The organism is Breznakiella homolactica (genome assembly GCF_016616095.2).
Classification (GTDB): Bacteria; Spirochaetota; Spirochaetia; order Treponematales; family Breznakiellaceae; genus Breznakiella; species Breznakiella homolactica.
This window is the reverse complement of record NZ_CP067089.2, coordinates 3,831,737-3,849,360: the sequence shown is the minus strand read 5'-3', so window position 1 is coordinate 3,849,360 and position 17,624 is coordinate 3,831,737. Positions and strand designations below refer to the sequence as shown.

General features: G+C 55.8%; 14 protein-coding genes and 1 tRNA gene. 2 read left to right on the top strand and 13 right to left on the bottom strand.

What is annotated here, in order from left to right; genetic code table 11:
- Complete coding sequence (locus JFL75_RS17310; RefSeq protein WP_215627926.1) at positions 1 to 702, bottom strand: ABC transporter ATP-binding protein; 702 nt, start codon at positions 700 to 702, stop codon at positions 1 to 3.
- Between the two features lie 243 nt (positions 703 to 945).
- A tRNA-Asn gene (locus JFL75_RS17305) sits at positions 946 to 1,018 on the bottom strand.
- 165 nt (positions 1,019 to 1,183) lie between these two features.
- Here JFL75_RS17305 and JFL75_RS17300 point away from each other — a divergent pair.
- Entirely contained in the window at positions 1,184 to 2,071 is an 888-nt protein-coding gene (locus JFL75_RS17300) for a DUF1295 domain-containing protein (RefSeq protein WP_215627925.1), read from the top strand.
- A 184-nt stretch (positions 2,072 to 2,255) separates the two neighbouring features.
- Here JFL75_RS17300 and JFL75_RS17295 read toward each other — a convergent pair whose 3' ends face one another.
- Positions 2,256 to 3,371, bottom strand: a complete 1,116-nt coding sequence (locus tag JFL75_RS17295) for a hypothetical protein (RefSeq protein ID WP_215627924.1) — start codon at positions 3,369 to 3,371, stop codon at positions 2,256 to 2,258.
- A gap of 340 nt (positions 3,372 to 3,711) precedes the next feature.
- Between JFL75_RS17295 and JFL75_RS17290 the strand changes: the two genes are divergently transcribed.
- The gene (locus JFL75_RS17290) at positions 3,712 to 8,145 is read left to right on the top strand and encodes a BadF/BadG/BcrA/BcrD ATPase family protein (protein ID WP_215627923.1); all 4,434 of its coding nucleotides are present in this window, start codon (positions 3,712 to 3,714) and stop codon (positions 8,143 to 8,145) included.
- On the opposite strand, the gene JFL75_RS17285 is transcribed toward JFL75_RS17290, so the two are convergent.
- The 10 genes from JFL75_RS17285 to JFL75_RS17240 all read right to left on the bottom strand — a co-directional run bounded on the left by JFL75_RS17285 (position 8,115) and on the right by JFL75_RS17240 (position 17,622).
- Positions 8,115 to 8,993: a radical SAM protein gene (locus tag JFL75_RS17285; protein ID WP_215627922.1), complete on the bottom strand. Its 879-nt coding sequence runs from the start codon at positions 8,991 to 8,993 to the stop codon at positions 8,115 to 8,117. The two genes, JFL75_RS17290 and JFL75_RS17285, sit on opposite strands and share 31 nt — an antisense overlap.
- 11 nt (positions 8,994 to 9,004) lie before the next feature.
- Positions 9,005 to 10,330 carry a histidinol dehydrogenase gene (gene hisD / locus JFL75_RS17280; protein WP_215627921.1) on the bottom strand — a complete coding sequence of 442 codons (1,326 nt, stop codon included), beginning with the start codon at positions 10,328 to 10,330 and terminating at the stop codon, positions 9,005 to 9,007.
- A 12-nt stretch (positions 10,331 to 10,342) separates the two neighbouring features.
- Complete coding sequence (locus JFL75_RS17275; RefSeq protein WP_215627920.1) at positions 10,343 to 11,431, bottom strand: pyridoxal phosphate-dependent aminotransferase; 1,089 nt, start codon at positions 11,429 to 11,431, stop codon at positions 10,343 to 10,345.
- A gap of 9 nt (positions 11,432 to 11,440) precedes the next feature.
- A complete protein-coding gene (gene hisE, locus JFL75_RS17270) occupies positions 11,441 to 12,727 on the bottom strand; it encodes a phosphoribosyl-ATP diphosphatase (protein ID WP_215627919.1) in 1,287 nt (428 codons plus the stop codon).
- Positions 12,721 to 13,518, bottom strand: a complete 798-nt coding sequence (hisF, locus tag JFL75_RS17265) for an imidazole glycerol phosphate synthase subunit HisF (RefSeq protein WP_215627918.1) — start codon at positions 13,516 to 13,518, stop codon at positions 12,721 to 12,723. Before hisF ends, hisE begins: the two co-directional genes overlap by 7 nt.
- Positions 13,519 to 13,548: 30 nt before the next feature.
- The gene (gene hisH, locus JFL75_RS17260; protein ID WP_215627917.1) at positions 13,549 to 14,175 is read right to left on the bottom strand and encodes an imidazole glycerol phosphate synthase subunit HisH; all 627 of its coding nucleotides are present in this window, start codon (positions 14,173 to 14,175) and stop codon (positions 13,549 to 13,551) included.
- On the bottom strand, positions 14,172 to 14,792 hold the full coding sequence (gene hisB / locus JFL75_RS17255) for an imidazoleglycerol-phosphate dehydratase HisB (RefSeq protein WP_215627916.1): 621 nt from the start codon (positions 14,790 to 14,792) through the stop codon (positions 14,172 to 14,174). The genes hisH and hisB overlap by 4 nt, the downstream gene beginning before the upstream one ends.
- Before the next feature lie 29 nt (positions 14,793 to 14,821).
- Entirely contained in the window at positions 14,822 to 15,676 is an 855-nt protein-coding gene (hisG, locus tag JFL75_RS17250) for an ATP phosphoribosyltransferase (RefSeq protein ID WP_215627915.1), read from the bottom strand.
- Between the two features lie 324 nt (positions 15,677 to 16,000).
- Positions 16,001 to 16,846, bottom strand: coding sequence for a WG repeat-containing protein (locus JFL75_RS17245; RefSeq protein WP_215627914.1), 846 nt, complete (start codon positions 16,844 to 16,846; stop codon positions 16,001 to 16,003).
- Between the two features lie 11 nt (positions 16,847 to 16,857).
- Positions 16,858 to 17,622, bottom strand: a complete 765-nt coding sequence (locus tag JFL75_RS17240; protein ID WP_215627913.1) for a hypothetical protein — start codon at positions 17,620 to 17,622, stop codon at positions 16,858 to 16,860.
- Between the last annotated feature and the right edge of the window lie 2 nt (positions 17,623 to 17,624).

Genomic DNA, 17,624 nt, shown 5'->3' with positions numbered 1-17,624 from the left:
TTACCATTCGATCCTTTCCACGGGGAGAGGATCGCTGTTCTGTTCCATTTTAACAACCTGTCCGTTTTTTACATGAATCACCCGGTCGGCCATACCGGCAATGGCGAGATTGTGGGTTATGACAATCACGGTTTTACCGGTCCGCCGGCAGCTGTCCTGAAGCAGGGTAAGGATATGTTTGCCGGTGGCGTAGTCCAGGGCGCCCGTGGGCTCATCACAGAGCAGAATCTTGGGGTTTTTTGCCAGGGCCCGGGCAATGGAAACCCGCTGCTGCTCCCCGCCGGAAAGCTGGGCGGGAAAATTGCCCATCCGTTCCGCGAGGCCCACGGAAATCAGGGTCTCCCGGGGATCATAGGGATCCACGCAGATTTCCGACGCCAGCTCAACATTTTCCAGGGCGGTTAAATTGGGAATGAGATTATAAAACTGAAAGACAAAACCCACGTCATGGCGCCGGTATTCGGTGAGCTGTTTCTCCGAAAGGCTGCTGATCTCCCGGGTATCCAGCCGGATTATCCCGCTGTCACAGGAATCCATGCCGCCGAGCATATTGAGAACCGTGGTCTTGCCGGCGCCGCTGGGTCCGACGATTACACAGAATTCGCTTTTATCTATGGAAAAACTGATATTATCCGCCGCGACAATGGTATTTTCTCCCATTTTATAGGATTTCCGTACATCGCGGAATTCAACGTAACTCATTATCTCTGGTTCTCCTGTTCCGGCTTCCGGGGAATCAGCAATCCCGCTGCAAGCCGCGGGCAATAAACCGGACCCGTAAATAAAATACCCGGCTAAACTGTTTAATACTATATAAGAAAGCTCATCAATAAGACAGGAGCAGGCCGGAGTCATATTGAAAATTTACGGTTAATTGAGCCGGAAAACAATTACAATCGTTTTGGCAGTGCAAAAAAATGATCCGCCGTAAAGCGGATCATTTCGCTCCCCCGTGGTGATTTGAACACCAGACCCAGTGGTTAACAGCCACTTGCTCTGCCAGCTGAGCTACAGGGGAATGTACGGTAGAATATAGCCGGTTGAATCAGGATTGTCAATAGATTTCTTCCGGGATTTTCCGCGCTCTTTTTCAGAAACCTGCAACAATAATGCGGTAAATTTACTTGACCATACGACTCTCCCAGGTATAATCCAAAGAATCACTATAATGAAGGAGTAAAAAATGAAAAACAAATGGGTTTCGCTGCTGCTCATCCTGCTGGTGTACGCGGTATCCTACGGAGCGGGCGGCGCGGCTCTGTACTTTTTTTCGGGTTATTTAAACCCGATCCTCAATATGTTCGTCGCGACAACCATCGCGACGGTGATCGTATTCCTCTTCAGCCTTCCCTTCGGGAACGCCAGTGTATACGATCCCTACTGGAGCGTTCAGCCGCCCTTTATTATCCTGGGTTTTTACCTGGTATACGGGATTACCCTCCGGCCGGCGCACCTGCTGGTGCTTTTGCCCCTGCTGATATGGGCCGTGCGGCTGACCGTCAACTGGGCGGTCGGCTTCGAAAACCTCGACTGGCAGGACTGGCGTTATACGGATTTAAAACGGGACAACCCCAAAACCGCCCAGCTGGTTATGTTCCTCGGGGTCATGTACATGCCCACCTGTCTCGTATTCTTCGGGACCCTTCCCTACTGGAATCTGATGAATATACTGAATCCCGCCCCTCTGTTCCCGGCCATAGGCGGGATCATTATCCTGATCGGCACCTTTTTTGAGGCCCTCGGGGATATCCAGATGAAGGCGTACAAAAAGGAGGCCAATCCGGCGCCGTATATCAACCGCGGCCTCTGGAAATACTCCCGCCATCCGAACTATTTCGGGGAAATCCTGATCTGGGTCGGCCTGGCCGCCGCGGGGCTCCAGAATTTCAATATCTGGGGGATCCTCGGCCTGGCGCTCATCGTCTTCCTTTTCTACTTTATCAGCATTCCCATGATGGAAAAACACATGCTGGGCAAACGCCCGGAATACGCGGAATACCAGAAAAATGTGAGCATGCTGATCCCGATGCCGCCGAAGGAAGAGAATGTATCCGTGGATGTAGCGAAATAATAAAACAGCAGCAGTGATTGTATGCCCGGGGCTGCCCGGGCTTTTTTTGTCCGTATGTCCGGCCCCGCGGGGAACATAAATCATCCGCCGGAGCGGGCTGGCCCAGTAGGGACACCGGTTAGGACATCATAAAAAAAAACCGGTCCCCAAAGGGACCGGTTTGCTTCATCATGAAATCCTCAGATTAGAAGCTCCATTTGAAGTCAACATAGATGATATTCTGATTGTTGTCGTAATCGATACCATCGGGTTCGGTGAGCATGTTGAACATGTAACCAACTTCAATGGTGGTGTTGTTCAGCATGAAGGCTACTGAAGGCCGGATGCTCATGAAGGCATAATCTTCGGTGTAAGTGGGCATATAGGCTTTCCGGTGGAATTTACCGGTCCAGTTACCATATTCGGGATCAGAAGAATCGGTAACCAGGTCAGCATAGCCGTTCAGGAAGTACACAAAGTCGAGCCGGGGAACGATGCTGCCGATGGCGTAGGACACCCAGGGATTCGCCATAAAGGAGAAATCAGTGTCTTCTTCCATGGAGAGGTATTCACCGAGGTTAACACCGACCGTGATGTCGCCGATTTTGTAGGCGAGGGTCTGAGCGATGGTGAAAGTACCGAAATCGCCGAAGTCACCGTCGAGGTTATCGGCTTCAACTTCGATAACAGCGGTCAGTTCCGGAAGAACCTTGATATTCACACCAGCGCGGAGGCGGGCGGTATCAAAGGCGCTCTTGGTCCGGTAGCCTACGGCCACTTTGAAGAGGTCGGGCATATCGTACGCGATACCAAAGGTATATTTGGCATCATCAAGTTCCCGCTGCAGGGAACCGCTGGCATCATTTTTACCAACGTAAGCACCAACGCCGAGGCTGAGTCCGTCGATGGGGGAAACGTTAACCAAAGCACCAATGCCTTCGTCAACGTCACCGTCGATTACGTAACCCATGGTGTTATAGGTGCCGTCGTCGACACTACCGGCTTTCACGGTGATCATACCGTCAAAACCTGTGTACCAGCCGTACGCCCAATGCATAAAGGGTGTGCGGTTACCCTGCGCGCGCAGGCGGAAGCTGAGACCAGCGTTACCCGCTGAATTGGTGAAGAAACCATTCAGCTGGAACCGATAGTTAAACTGCTCGGCATCCTGGCCGTAGGCGGTCAGGTAGGGATCTGCATCGTCTTCGCCAGGAATCACAAGGCCAAGACCGGTATTTACGTAACCGGTAAACTTCAGTTCCTGGGCAAATACCCCCCCCGCTACCGCAAGGATCAAAAGAACAACCAGAGCTTTCTTCATTTAAGAATCCTCCTAGGAATGACAAGAGGGAAGCAATCTACGATTACCCTTATCCTCTTTATCTTTTGACTCCAGTATAGCTTTGCTCGATAAAAAGTGTCAAGTTTTTTTATATAAATTTAAACATAATTACAGCAGAAAAAGAAAATCTAACTGTTTATTATTCAAATAATTACTAAAACGCTTCGGTTTGCGGCGAAAAAATATATTGGAGATTTAGCTGACACCACACACAAAAAGTGTCAAAACGGTTTTTCCATTCCCTCCAAAGGTTACAAAAATTCGCTGCTGTCTTCACAGAAATCCGCGGACGGGGTATATCTGTTACCGGAGATTATTTATGAAAAAAAATTACCCCCTTCTCGGGATCGACGCGGGCTCCGCGGCGGTAAAAATCGTTGTCATGGATCAGGATGACGCCATCCTGGAGCGGCATTACGCCTACCACCAGGGGGATCCCCTCTCGGTTATCCGGGATTTCCTGGAGAAATCCCGTTATAAAGAATTCCGTTTTGCAGCGGCCGCGTCGGGGACACCCTCTTTCATCCGCTGCGGCCACCGTCCGGAAGGTACAATCTGTTTTATAGAGGGAATAAAACACCGCCGCCCCGGTGTGCGGAACATCCTGCTGGTGGGTTCCGAGAAATTCGCCCGGATTATTTTTAATGAAGACGGCGCATACCGCAAAATGAAGGCAAATTCCGCCTGCGCCGCGGGAACGGGCAGTTTTCTCGACCAGCAGGCGCTGCGCCTCGGCCTCGGTTCCAGCGCGGAACTTGCCCGGATGGCGGAGAAAAGCTCCGGACAGACGCCCCGGATCGCCAGCCGGTGTTCGGTCTTCGCCAAGACGGACCTTATCCACGCCCAGCAGGAAGGCTGGGGAATAGCGGAAATATGCGACGGACTGTGCCAGGGGCTGGCCCGCAATATCGCCGATACCCTTTTTCCCGGGGAAATCCTGGAAGGCCCGGTATTTATGGCCGGCGGCGTGGCGCTGAACCCACGGGTCATTCAATATCTGTCGGAAATCGCCGGCGTATCTATTGAACAGGACGATCTGGCCCCCTATTACGGAGCCATCGGCGCGGTGCTCCGGGCAAAAAACAGTTCTATGGAAAACGGCGGCCGGCCCCGGCGGGCTGTGGACATTCTTGGCAGCGCCGGGACAGCCCGGAACTACGTCCACCCTCCCCTGGCGTCTCCCAAGGGACCGTATCCGGATTTTTCGGACCATGTATCGTACCTCCATACAGCGTCGGTCCTGGGTGAGGCAAACCCGGTGGAGGTGGACAGCTACGCGATACCGGGGACACCGGCCCCCCGGGAACTCCACCTGGGTATCGATATCGGCTCCACAAGCACGAAAGCGGCGGTTCTGGACGGAAACAGGAACGTCCTGGCCGGGCTGTACACACGCACCGCGGGTGATCCCATACGGGCCGTCCGGGGACTTTTGGAAACCCTGGAGGAAATTCAGAAAAAAGAACACTGGACCGGATCCGTGCGCTCCTGCGCGACCACCGGTTCGGGCCGGAAACTTATCGGGGCCCTGGTCGGGGCGGACGCGGTTATCGACGAAATAACCGCCCATGCCCGGGCGGCGGCGGCCCTGGACCCGGAGGCGGATACTATCATCGAAATCGGCGGCCAGGATTCGAAATTCACGGTTCTGTCCGGCGGGACCGTGGTTTTCAGCCACATGAATACGGTCTGCGCCGCCGGTACGGGGAGTTTTATCGAGGAACAGGCCCAGAAGCTGGGGGTCCCCATCAATGAATACGCCCGCAGGGCCACGGGCTGCCCCGCGCCCGCCACCAGCGACCGGTGTACCGTGTTTATGGAACGGGATCTTAATAACTACCAGAACGACGGATATACCACGGAGGAACTCCTCACAGCGGCCCTCTTTTCGGTGTGCGACAATTACCTTACCAAGGTCGCTTCCGAGGGATCCATCGGCAGGCGGATCGTCTTCCAGGGGGCCACCGCGAAAAACAGCACCCTGGTCGCGGCTTTTGAGACCCGGCTTGGAAAAAACATTTCCGTTTCTCCCTACTGCCACCTGACCGGCGCCATCGGGGCCGTCCTTGAACACCTGGGCAGCCGGAAAGAACCGGAAAAAACCACCGGCTTCAGAGGGCTTGGGATATGGAAGGAACAGATAGACCAGCGTTTTGACCAGTGCCGGGGATGCGCGAACCAGTGCAAACTCCATATCATAACCCTCCGGGAAGAAGAAATCGTATACGGATACCTCTGCGGCCGGGGCCAGGGGGATAAAACATTCGTTTCAAGGAATACCTCGGGGTTTGACCTTCTGCGGGAGCGGAAACAATGCCTGGACGAAGCAATACAGCACACCGGCGGCAGGAGTAAGCCCGAAGCCGGCAAGCCGCGGTTCCCCGGTGTGATCGGCAGCGCGGCGGTCGCCTTTTCGGCGTCCGCCCGAAACCTGCTGATCAACGCGGCCTACCATGTCAGCGATTCAGCCATAAACCGGTACCGGAAACAGCCCGGTGCCCCGGACAAACCGGACCAGCGGTTAAAAATAGGGATTCCCCGGGCGCTGTACCTCCAGGAAGACGGGTATCTGTGGAAATTCTTCTTTGAAAGACTGGGATTTTCCGTTGTCCTGGGGAAAGACACGGGAAAACTGCTCTCTGAGGGAAAGCGCGTTGCCGGGGCTGATTTCTGCGTACCGGTTTCCATGATCCACGGCCAGGTGCTGCGGCTTTTGGATGCCGCGGATTACGTGTTTCTTCCGGTATATCTCGAAGCGCCCTCACAGCGGCCGGCTTCCGAAATTCCCTATGAAAAAGCGGACCGGAATCTGTTCTGCAATTATTCACAGTACATACCGACCCTGGCTGCCGCGGCCACCGGCCGGGGAGACCATATACTGAAGCCATTCATCTATTCATCCTTCGGAGACGATTCCAAGGCGGTCCATGAACTGCGGGAAATGTTCGCGGCTATCCGTGAAGGAACCGGCGGTCCCGCGCCCTTGCCTTCGGAAATCGCCGCGGCGTACAAAGCCATGACCGGGCTGCGGGATCAATACAGCCGCCGGCTCAGGGAACTCTTCCGGCGGGTCCGTCCGGAGAGCGGCGAGTTCGCGGTGATGCTCACCGGGCGGCCCTACACCGCCCTGAGCGAGGGGATGAACAAAGGCATACCGGATATGTTTGCCCAGTACGGGCTGAAGGTCTTCTTCCACGATATGATCAGCCTGGAAAAAGCCTATTACCATGAACACGAACTCCAGGCGTACCACTGGTACTACGCCGCGCAGGTGGTGGAGACAGCCTATTTCTGCAGGGACACCCCGAATTTCTATCCCGTTCTGGTTACTTCATTTAAGTGCGGCCCCGACTCGTTCGCCATGGACAGCTTCAAGAAAATTCTCGGCCAGGTGAAGAAACCCTACCTGATCCTTCAGCTTGACGAACACGATTCCGCCGTGGGATATGAAACCCGGATCGAGGCGGCCATCCGGTCATTCCGGAACCACTTCGGTTCCCGGGAGACCGGCACAGCGGCCTTTGGAGAACAGTCACGGCAAGCCGCCTCCCCGGATGAGCGGCGGCGGGTACAGAAATTCCCCCGGACGGATACGGTGCTGCTCCCCAACTGGGACCCCATGGTCTCAGCCCTGCTGTCGGCGGCCCTCAGGAGCAACGGCATCGACGGACGGGCCCTGGAGGAGGAGCCGGAACTCATCAGGGAAGCCATGACCTACAATACCGGACAGTGTATTCCCGTAAGTATCATCGCCCGGGAAGCGCTCCATTACGTTGAAAAATACCGTCTGGATCCGGGCCGTACAACGGTGTGGATGGCCCGGGCCCTCTGGCCGTGCAATATTCCCCTCTTCCCTCTGCAGATGGAAGGAATCTTCAGCCGGACCAGCGGCATGGAGGAACTGCGGGTTTACAGCGGGGATATGATCTTCCTGGATGTATCCCCCCGGATGACAATGGACGCGTATTACGCCTTTTCCCTGGCGGGTTTACTGCGGAAACTGGTCTGCCGTATCCGGCCCTATGAGACGGTTCCTGGTTCCGCCGACGCCTTTGCGGCGTCAGCCCTGGAGGAATGCGTTTCGGTCCTGGAAAAGCGGAAACCCGTGGTGCCCCTGATCCGGGATATCGGCGCGGGCATGGCGGCTTTGGCTGTGGAGGGAAAGCCCAGACCCAAGGCGGCGATATTCGGGGATTTTTACGTCCGGGACAACGATGTTTTCAACCAGGACCTGATCCGGGCTATTGAGCGCGCCGGCGGTGAAGTAATCACCACTTCCTATGTGGAATATCTCAAGGCAACGGTGGATTCGTTTTTTGAACGTCTCGTATCGGAGGGCCGTTTCGCCACACTGGCTGCGTACAACGCCGTGCTGGCGGCGGTAGCGGCGATGGAAAAACATCTGAAAAAACGGACCGGGGTTTCCTTAAGCGACGGGTCCTGGCGGAACCGGCGGCGGCGGATCGCCTACAACCATTTCGGCATCCGTCCGGAAATGTCCGGGGAGAACTTCGACAATTCCCTGAAGATTCTGAAAATCCTGGATGAGCATCCTGACCTTTCCCTGTTTGTCCAGGCATCGCCCGCGTTCTGCTGCCCTTCCCTGGTCACGGAAGCCCTGGCGCCGGTAATCGAATCGGTGACCGGCGTCCCGGTGCTGTCCATTACCTATGACGGCACCGGCGCCTATAAAAACGACCTGGTGGAACCTTTTCTCGCCAGCTACGGAAAGACTTCCACCGGGACAGCCTGACCGGAAAATCCCGCGGATGCCAGGGCCGCTCTCAGCGAAGCGGCCCGGGATTCCAGGAACTGTTCCGGCAGAGCCGCGGCAAGGGGATCCTCCGGCGCCGGCCGGGCTTTTCCGTAGATCTGAACATTCTGAATACCGGCTTTGCCGCCGGCGGAATCCGGAGCGGCCCGGGCCAGGCGGACCACCAGCCGCTCCCAGGCGGCGGCCTCCTCCGGAGAAGGAGGGTTTCCGCCGACGGAACATACCATGGTCTGGATCACCACCGGGGCCTGCTTTACAAAGGATTCGATCTTTTCTATGAGTCCGCCGTACGCTACGGCGGAACGGTCTACAGCCTGGTACCATTCCTCGGTCCCCGCGTCAAGCTTAAGCCAGACCTTGAGCCGCGTCGGACCGGCGGCGGCCCGCACAAGAAAGGCAAAGGTCCTGTCATCCAGCAGTCCCGTCCCGTTGGTTATCACAATCAGGGCGCTTTCGGGAACCAGTTCATCCCTGACCGCGGACGCCATGTTCAAAGCTTCAATAAAAAAGGGCGAAACCGTGGGCTCCCCGTTGCCGGAAAAACAAATATCCTTTACGGGAATATTCTGAGCCCGGGCCCGGGCGATAGCGGACCGAAGGGCCCGTTCCGCGGTATCCATAGAAAACCTAATATCCGTCTCAAAGGGAAAGACTTCGCAGTAAGGACAGTCAAAGGTACAGACCTTTGCGTCGGGGAAAAGATTGACCCCCAGGGAAAGCCCGCCGGAACGGCGGGAGTATACCGGGTATACCAGGGCGCCTTCTTCGCGGTCGCTCCGGTGGTTTTCAATGGATCCGATGGTCAGTTCATCCTCTATGGAAGGCATAGTCCGTCTCCTTACGGTTCTTTTCTGATGGCCGCGCTGGCGGCATGGCCCGCCAGGGATTCCGCCCGGGCGATTACCTCAGCGGCATCCAGGGCTTCCGCATAACCGCTGCCGCCGGTACACCGGAGGGTTGTAACGGTCTTGAGGAAATGCCGTACCGACAGACCTCCGGTAAAACGGGCGCTCCCCGATGTCGGGAGGGTATGGTTGATCCCCGCAGAATAATCCCCCAGCACCTCCGCGGCTCCGGCGCCGATAAACAGGGAACCGTAGTTCCTGAGCAGAGGAATCCAGGGTTCGGGATTCCGCACCTGAAGTTCCAGATGTTCCGGCGCCGTGATGTTGGCGATTCTGACCGCTTCATCCATTGAAGGGTATACGGTAATCAGTCCGCCCGCGTCCAGAGACTGCCGTGCCGTATCCCGGGTGGGAAGCGAATCGAGCTGCCGGGCCGCAGCGGCGGCGATACGGTCCGCCAGGCCGCGGTCCGGGACCAGGGCCCGGGCCCGGGCATCCGGGTCATGCTCCGCCTGGGCGATCAGGTCCGCGGCGATAAGGTCCGCGGGGTCTCTCCCGCCGGCGGCACCGGTCCCGTCGGGATAAATCCCGTCGGCTATGATGAGCACATCCGTGGGGCCGGCGATAAAATCAATACCCACTTCGCCGAAGAGGATACGTTTCGCGGCGGCCACATACTTGTTTCCCGGCCCCACAATAAGGTCCGCCCGGGGAATTGATTCCGTTCCCAGGGCAAGGGCCGCTATGGCCTGGGCGCCGCCTGCCGCGAAGATCCTCCGGGCCCCGGCAAGGTGGGCCGCGGCGAGGATACGCCGGTCCGGGAGGCCGTCGTCCAGGGGCGGGGACGCGAGGACCACTTCCCCCGCTCCGGCGGCCAGCGCGGGAATTACCCCCATCAGTACCGAGGAAACCAGGGGGAACCGGCCCGCCGGCACGTATACGGCGGCCCGTTCCACCGGGATGATCCGCTGACCCGTAATAATTCCCGGGGATATTTCACACTCAAAATCGGAGAACTGCTCACGCTGAGCTTCGGCGAACCGGCGGATATTGCCGCCGGCATACTCCAGAGCCGCGATGAGGTCCGGATCTTCCCGCTTCAATGTATCGTATGCCGCGGCGGCTGCGCCGGAAGGTACTTCGAGGGTCTCCGGGGAAGACCGGTCGAACCGGGCAGCAAAATCACGGACCGCCCGGTCGCCGCCTGATCTGACGGCGCTGATAATTTCAGCAACCGCCGCGGATACATCGTCACAGTCCGGCGCGGCGCCCGAACGGCGCCAATACGCATCGAATTCTTCAGACTGAATAATTTCCACGATTCCGTCCTCCTATGACCGGATTAATTTCCGGCATTCCGAAAGGAATATATCCATCTCATCATCCGTGCCGATGCTCACCCTGAGGTAGTCCGCGGTCCTGGGTTTATTGAAATGCCGCACCAGGATACCCCGGGAACGCAGGGCTTCATGCAGTTGTTTCCCCGGCAAGCCGGGAGCTTTTATGAAAATAAAATTCGCCGACGACGGAACTGCGGAGAACCCCATATCCCGGAGTTCCCGGCTGACCCGGTCCCGGGTGGCCGCTACTTTGCGGTTCACTTCATCGTAATAGGCGTTGTCCCCCAGGGCAGCCGCGGCCCCGGCGAGGGCAAGCCGGTCCAGGGTGTAGGAATTAAAGGAATCCCGGACCCGCCGGAGGCCTTCAACCAAATCGGGATGGCCTATGGCAAACCCGGTCCTGAGTCCCGCCAGGGAATGGGATTTCGAAAGGGTGTGCACCGTCAGGAGATTCGGGTATTCAGCGGTTAAAGCGACCGCGGATTCCGCCCCGAAGCCAACATAGGCTTCGTCGATAACCAGGGCTTTCCCCTGTTTCAGAAGATACTCCGCTAAGGGAACCAGATCCCCGGGGGCCAGGGCTTTTCCGGTGGGAGCGTTCGGGTTCGGGAGAATCACGCCCCCGGAGGGAACCAGATAATCCCCAACATTCACCGAAAAATCTCCGGTCAGGGGAATGGTCCCGGCGGGAATATCCCAGAGGCCGGCGTACACCGGGTAGAAGCTGTAAGTAATATCCGGGAACAGAATTGGAAGCGGCTCTCCGGGCGCATCCGCGGATGACTCAAAAAAAGCCGCGAAAACAAAGGCGAGAATCTCATCGGAACCGTTTCCCGCAAAAACCCATTCCGGCTTTACCCTGCAGGCGCGGGCAGCGGCTTCCCTGAATTCCGTGCACTCCGGATCGGGATACAGCCGGAGGCTGTCCGAAGCCGCCCGGTGTATTGCCTCAAACACCGCCGGGGACGGAGGATAAGGATTCTCATTGGTATTGAGTTTGATATACTGCCGGTCCCTGGGCTGTTCCCCGGGAACGTAAGGCTCGAGATTCCGGACGCGGCGGTTCCAAAAACGGCTCATTTCAGCCCCCTATTTTTTGTGGCGCCGGTCGAGTTCATCCAGCACCTCCCGGACCGAAACGCCCTCCCGGACCATCAGCACCGTGAGAAAATACAGAAGATCCGCCGCTTCCCAGACGACCTCATCATGGGTTGCTGCGGTGCAGACCTCATCGGCTTCTTCCATTACCTTTTCCCGGACCAGCTCATCGTCCAGGGTTGCCGTGTAGGAGCCCGGGGCCGGATTCCGGAAACGTTCCGTTATGATAGATTGAAGGAATTCCCAGGTGTATTGGCGTCCGGTTTCGAAACAGCTCCAGGCGCCGGTATGGCAGACCGGGCCCGCCGGCTCAACCTCGGCGAGGAGCGCGTCCCGGTCACAGTCGGTCCTGAGCCGCAGAAGCCGCAGGGTGTTGCCGGAACTTTCACCTTTCATCCATAGGGTATTCCGGGAACGGCTGCGGAAACAGAGGTTCCCCCGCTTGAAACTTTCCGCCACCGCCTCCCGGTCGGCGAATCCGGTCATGAGAACCTGGCCGCCGCTGTCCTGGGCAATCACCGGCAGCAGTTCAGCCTTGCCCCAGTTAAGGGACGCGGTAAAGGCTTCCGCCAGGGAAATTTTCCCGGTGTACAGGGCCATTCCCAGCTGGACGTCGCAGCCGAGCCGGGAAATTTCTTCGATTTCTTCCAAGGTGGAAACACCGCCGGCGACGGTTACGCCGCAGGATACGGAATCCCGCAGGGCTTTTACCGAATCCAGGTCGATGCCGTTCATGGTTCCTTCCCGCTCAACACAGGTATAAAGCAGTTCCGACACATAGGGTTCCACGGCTTTCGCCGCCTCAATCAGGGACAGTCCGGTGGGGGTTTTCCATCCGTCCACGGTTATTTCGTTGTTCCGGGCGTCCACCGCCACAATTACCCGTTCACGGCCGATTTTGCCGGCCAGAGCCTTAAGGAATTCCGTCTGAACGGCGAATTCCCCGGCGGCGATTCCGGCGCCTTTTTTCCCCGGAACCCGGAAGGCCACGGAACCGATGATGATTTTTTCCGCCCCGAGGCTCACAAGCTCCTTCGCCTGTTCCGCGGTTTTGATGCCGCCTCCGACCCGGCACTGTCCTTTCCGGAGAAGGGATTTGACCAGTTCGCTGTTGCTTCCTTTTCCCATGGCCGCGTCGAGGTCAATCACCGCGATTTCGCCGTATCTGTTGAATTCCTCCGCCAGTTCCAAAGCGTTGTCCCGCCGGAGTACGAGTTCCTCGCCCTGCTTAAGCTGGACAACTTTTCCGTCCTGGATATCTATGGATGCTATTACCATCGTACGGTCACTCCTTTTGATTCAGCGTATGTTTTTATCTCGGCAATTGTGGTCCGGCCGAAGTGCAGCATGGACGCCACCAGGGCGGCGTCGGCATCCCCGCCGGAATTCCCCTCCGGCCCCGGAGGCATCAGGGCACGGGCGATCTGTTCCAGAGAACCGGCTCCGCCGGAGGCAATTACCGGAACGGGCACCGCTTCGATAACCGTCCGGGTAAGCTCCAGATCGTACCCCGCTCCGGTGCCGTCGGCGTCAATTGAATTGAGCAGAATTTCCCCGGCCCCGAGTTCAACCGCCTGCACCGCCCATTTGACGGCGTCGATCCCGGTGTCTTCCCTGCCGCCCTTGGCAAAGGCGTGCCATACCGGCCGGCCGGCGGCATCGGCACCGCACCGTTTCGCATCCACCGAAAGCACCACGCATTGGCTGCCGTACGCCCGGGCCATCTCGGCGATGAGGCCGGGATTGCGCAGAGCCGAGGTACAGACCGAAACCTTGTCCGCCCCGGCGTTCATGGCGTCCCGCATGTCCTCCACGGTCCTGATCCCGCCGCCCACGCACAGGGGAATAAACACTTCCCGGGCGACCCGTCCGACCACATCCAGAAGGGTGGCCCTGCTCTTGTAGGACGCTCCGATATCAAGAAAGGTAAGTTCATCCGCGCCCTGGTCATTGTACCGCCGGGCAAGGTCCACGGGATCACCGGCGTCCTGGATTCCCTTAAACTGCACGCCCTTAACAACCCGGCCGTCGTCGACATCGAGACAGGGAATAATCCGTTTAGCCAGCATTCTTTTCTCCGTTTTCAGACGACGCCGCGGTCATAAGCCCCCGGCCCAATTTTCCAGGAGCATGAGGCCCGCGGTTCCTGATTTTTCCGGGTGGAACTGGACCGCCGCCAGGGCGCCCCGCTCCACCGCGGAACAGTAGGTCACGTAATAATCCGCTTCCGCCGCCGTATCATCCGGAGAAACGGGATCGGCGTAGTAGGAATGTATATAGTAAAAAAAAGCATCCTCCGGAATACCCGCGAAAAGGCGGGAACCCTTCCGGGCTTTCGTCTGGTTCCATCCTATCTGGGGAACCTTGCGGCCGGGGAACCGGCGCACACTGCCGGGAATCACCGAAAGGCCCCGGACTTCCCGGCCGTCCGATGGGGGCGCTTCCTCGGACCGCTCAAAAAGAAGCTGCAGTCCAATGCAGATACCCAGGAAAGGTTTATCCGCGCCGATCCACTCGGTAAGCGCCCGGCCATACCCCGATTGTTCCAGGGAATTCATGGCGGTGGCGAAATGGCCGTCCCCGGGGAAAATGATCCCGTCAAAGGGAGACGATCCGGGATTAAGCTCCTCGGGCCCGGCCGCGAACCGCGCGCCGATCCCGAGACGCGCGAGGGCGTTCATAACGGATCCGAGATTTCCCGCGCCGTAGTCCACAACGCCGATCATGCCAGAACGCCCTTTGTGGAAGGGATAACCGAAGCCGCCCGGGGGTCAATCTCACAGGCGTCCCGGAGCGAACGGGCGGCGGCTTTGAAAAGGGCTTCAAGCCTGTGATGGTCACTGCGTCCCCGGAGCACGTCCAGATGCAGCGCGCAGCCGGCGTTTACCGCGAACCCCTGCCAGAAATCCTCCGCCGTATCGGTCTGGAAAGACGCGGTTCCTGAAACCAGGGGCATCCCCGAAAGAGCTCCTTCGAATACGAGAAAAGGCCGGCCCGAAAGATCCACCGCCGCCCGGGCCAGGGTTTCGTCCATGGGAAAAAGACAGCTTCCTATTCTTCGGATTCCCCGTTTTTCTCCCAGGGCTTTTGCAAAACACTGGCCCAGAACAATCCCGAGGTCCTCCACCAGATGGTGCTGGTCAACCTCGAGATCTCCGGCGGCCCTGATTTCCAGGTCAAAAAGGCCGTGCTTCGCGAAGGTGGTGAGCATATGAACCATAAACCCAACGGGTATGTCCAGGCGTGACTCCCCGGTACCGTCGATGGTGAGTTTTACGTAAATATCGGTTTCATTTGTTTTCCGGCTGATTTCGGCTGTCCGTGCCGGAGCAGCTGTTTCCATGGCGAATCTCCTTTCCAAGGCGCTTCCTTTCAGGGCACCACTTTGCGCAGTTCATATTCCACGATATCCGCTGCCCCGAGCTTCTTCAAGCGGGGAATCAGAACCGGGACTTCATTTTTTCTGACGGCGATTTTTACGGCGTACCCTTCATCGCCGTACAGGGGGGCCACCGTGGGACTCCGCATGGAAGGCAGGCCCGCCACCAATCCGGGGAACAGTGACTTGGGAACATTCATCTCAAGCATAACCTTATCCCGGCCGTCCAGGACCGCCCTGAACAGCATGGCCAGTTCTTCAATCCGGCTCCGTTTGTCCGGATCATCCATGGCTTTTCTGGAAGCCACAAAACGGGTGGAAGATTCCAAAATGGTGGCGACGATCCGGAGGCCGTTGTCCTTTAAGGTCTGGCCGGTGGAGGTATTGTCGATGATCATATCGGCATCGTCCGGCGGGAAAACCTCCGTAGCGCCGTAGGTACGGACAATACGGTAATCGTACCCCGAATTTCTGAGCCACGCATCGGCGATGGAAACGTACTCCGTAGCCACCACCAGTTTCCGGCTTTTCAGGGCGGAATCATCGAGATCCGAAGGAACCGCGGCGACAATGCGGACCCGGTCAAAGCCGAGATCCATGATCTCCTCCACATCGGCACTGCTCTCCCTGATCCAGTCGATACCGGTAAATCCCGCGTCGTGGCTCCCGAGTTCCAGGAGTTCCCCCACATTCTGGGGTTTCATAATCTTGGCATCCAGCCATTCCGCCCCGATTTTCGGCCTGTACGTCCGGTCGGCGAGGCTCACGGGGATCCCCGCGTCGGAAAACAGCCGGGAAACATTGTCGAAGATCCGCCCTTTGGGAATCAGAATCTGAAGCTTTCCCATGGTATGCTCCTTGTTTTGGTTTACTGAACGCGGCAAAAAAAAACCGTGGGACCCACAGGGTTCCACGGTTTGATTTACCGCAGGATGCGCCTATTCGGCGCCGGACCAAAAGTCCGCGGACCCTATGCCTTTCCCAGCTGAGTTTGTATGATGATGGTGGTGATGGAAAGACACAAATATCCGTTTCATATCTTTATACTAACTATATGCAGAAAATCTGTCAATACCTGAATAAATATACCTAAAACATACAAACCTGCATAATATGGGTATTATTCAGTGAAAAATGAAGGGACAAGTCCGAAATCATGCCTGCGCCGGTTTTCAGGATCCGCCGGCCTGGGTTAAATCGGGGATAATGGCTGTCCATTTTTTATGTTTCTTTCCCTCGATCCGGCCATTGATACACCGTATATCGTCCCACAGAAAATCCGCCGCCATTACACCGTCATACCTGAGAACTCCCCAGCCTCCATAGCGGTTGGCCTTATAATAACCGCTGCAGGAAAGCCTTGATACTCCAGGCCACTGGGGTTTCTGAACAACCCCGCCTGAAGAATTTATTAGCCCCCATTTATAGCCTTCTTTTACCCAGGCATATCCTTTATGGAAGGGCAGCATACATTCATAGATAGGTTCTATGATAAGCCCGCTGCCAAGTTCAATAGCTCCGTATGTTCTTGTATCTGTTCCATCCGCGGCATGATGGCCGGAATCATTTCTCCTGCAGACAACAGCGATATTTTCTTCGATGCTGTCTATCTCATCCCACACAGGGTCAATTAAATAATTACCCTTGGTATCGGCTATTCCCTGCAGGCAGTCATATCCCCAAATTTCTATTCTTCTTCTCCCATCGGACGGCCTTACCCTATGGTCACCTTTTATTTTTTTTACTTTGTATAAGACATCATTGCCGGGAAGAGTAAAACCACGGGTCACAAATTGTATATCATCCCATACCAACGGGATAACCAATCCGCCGCCTGAACCAACAACACCGGATTTATCTTCAAGCCATACAATAGCTTGACCCTGCGCTGTGACCCATGAAATAAAATCCCAGGCAGGAGAAATAACGACCTCTCCGTTTTGGTCAACGGCTCCCCATTTATTGTTTTTGCATACAGGGGTCATTCCATTGGTTGTATGGCGGATTTCATCCCACATAGCGGCCTCTTTCATAAGAGAAAATTAACGACCGAAAGTAAAATCAATAGTATACCGCCAATAATTTCCATTCTTTTATATTTCTTATTTATCCGTTTTGATATTGGGGTAAAAATGAGAAAAAACAATCCCGCGAATAAAGGAACTATATTATCTGTTTTTTCAATAATACTAATATTCAGATACTTAGCGAATATTAATGAAAGGAACACACCGAATACCATTAAGCCTATATACAAAAACAGTCCCAGAAAAATACTATTCAGCCGTCCCCTTTTCGTGCTTTCATCAATCTTTATGTTTTTCTCCGTTATATTGCTTATTTGAACATACGACAAAATATTCGTATAAATATCATCCATTTTTTCAAATCCAAAGATAAACATCTTCTCATTCCCGGCAGATACAACCAATTGCAGAATATCATTTGATTTATTCCGAGAGATTTCTAATTTCGCAGATTCATTGAGAACTATTTTTTCAGTATTATTTTTATTTCGTTTCTCAATTACATTTTCGTGTATTGCCAGCCCCATATCATCATACATTTTGAATACCATTTTCGGTATGATGATGAAGAGCAGCTGAATAAACAGCATCGCCGCGGCCAAGCTGACAATATATATTATTCCGCCTTCCGGATGCAGATCATATAAAGTCAGCATAGGTAATATAAAAACCAAAACCAAGAAAACAGGCAAAATAATTCTTACAGAAAGAATCAATGACTTCTTATTTCTTATAAACTGTTCGGAAATACGATATTGATTACCCATGG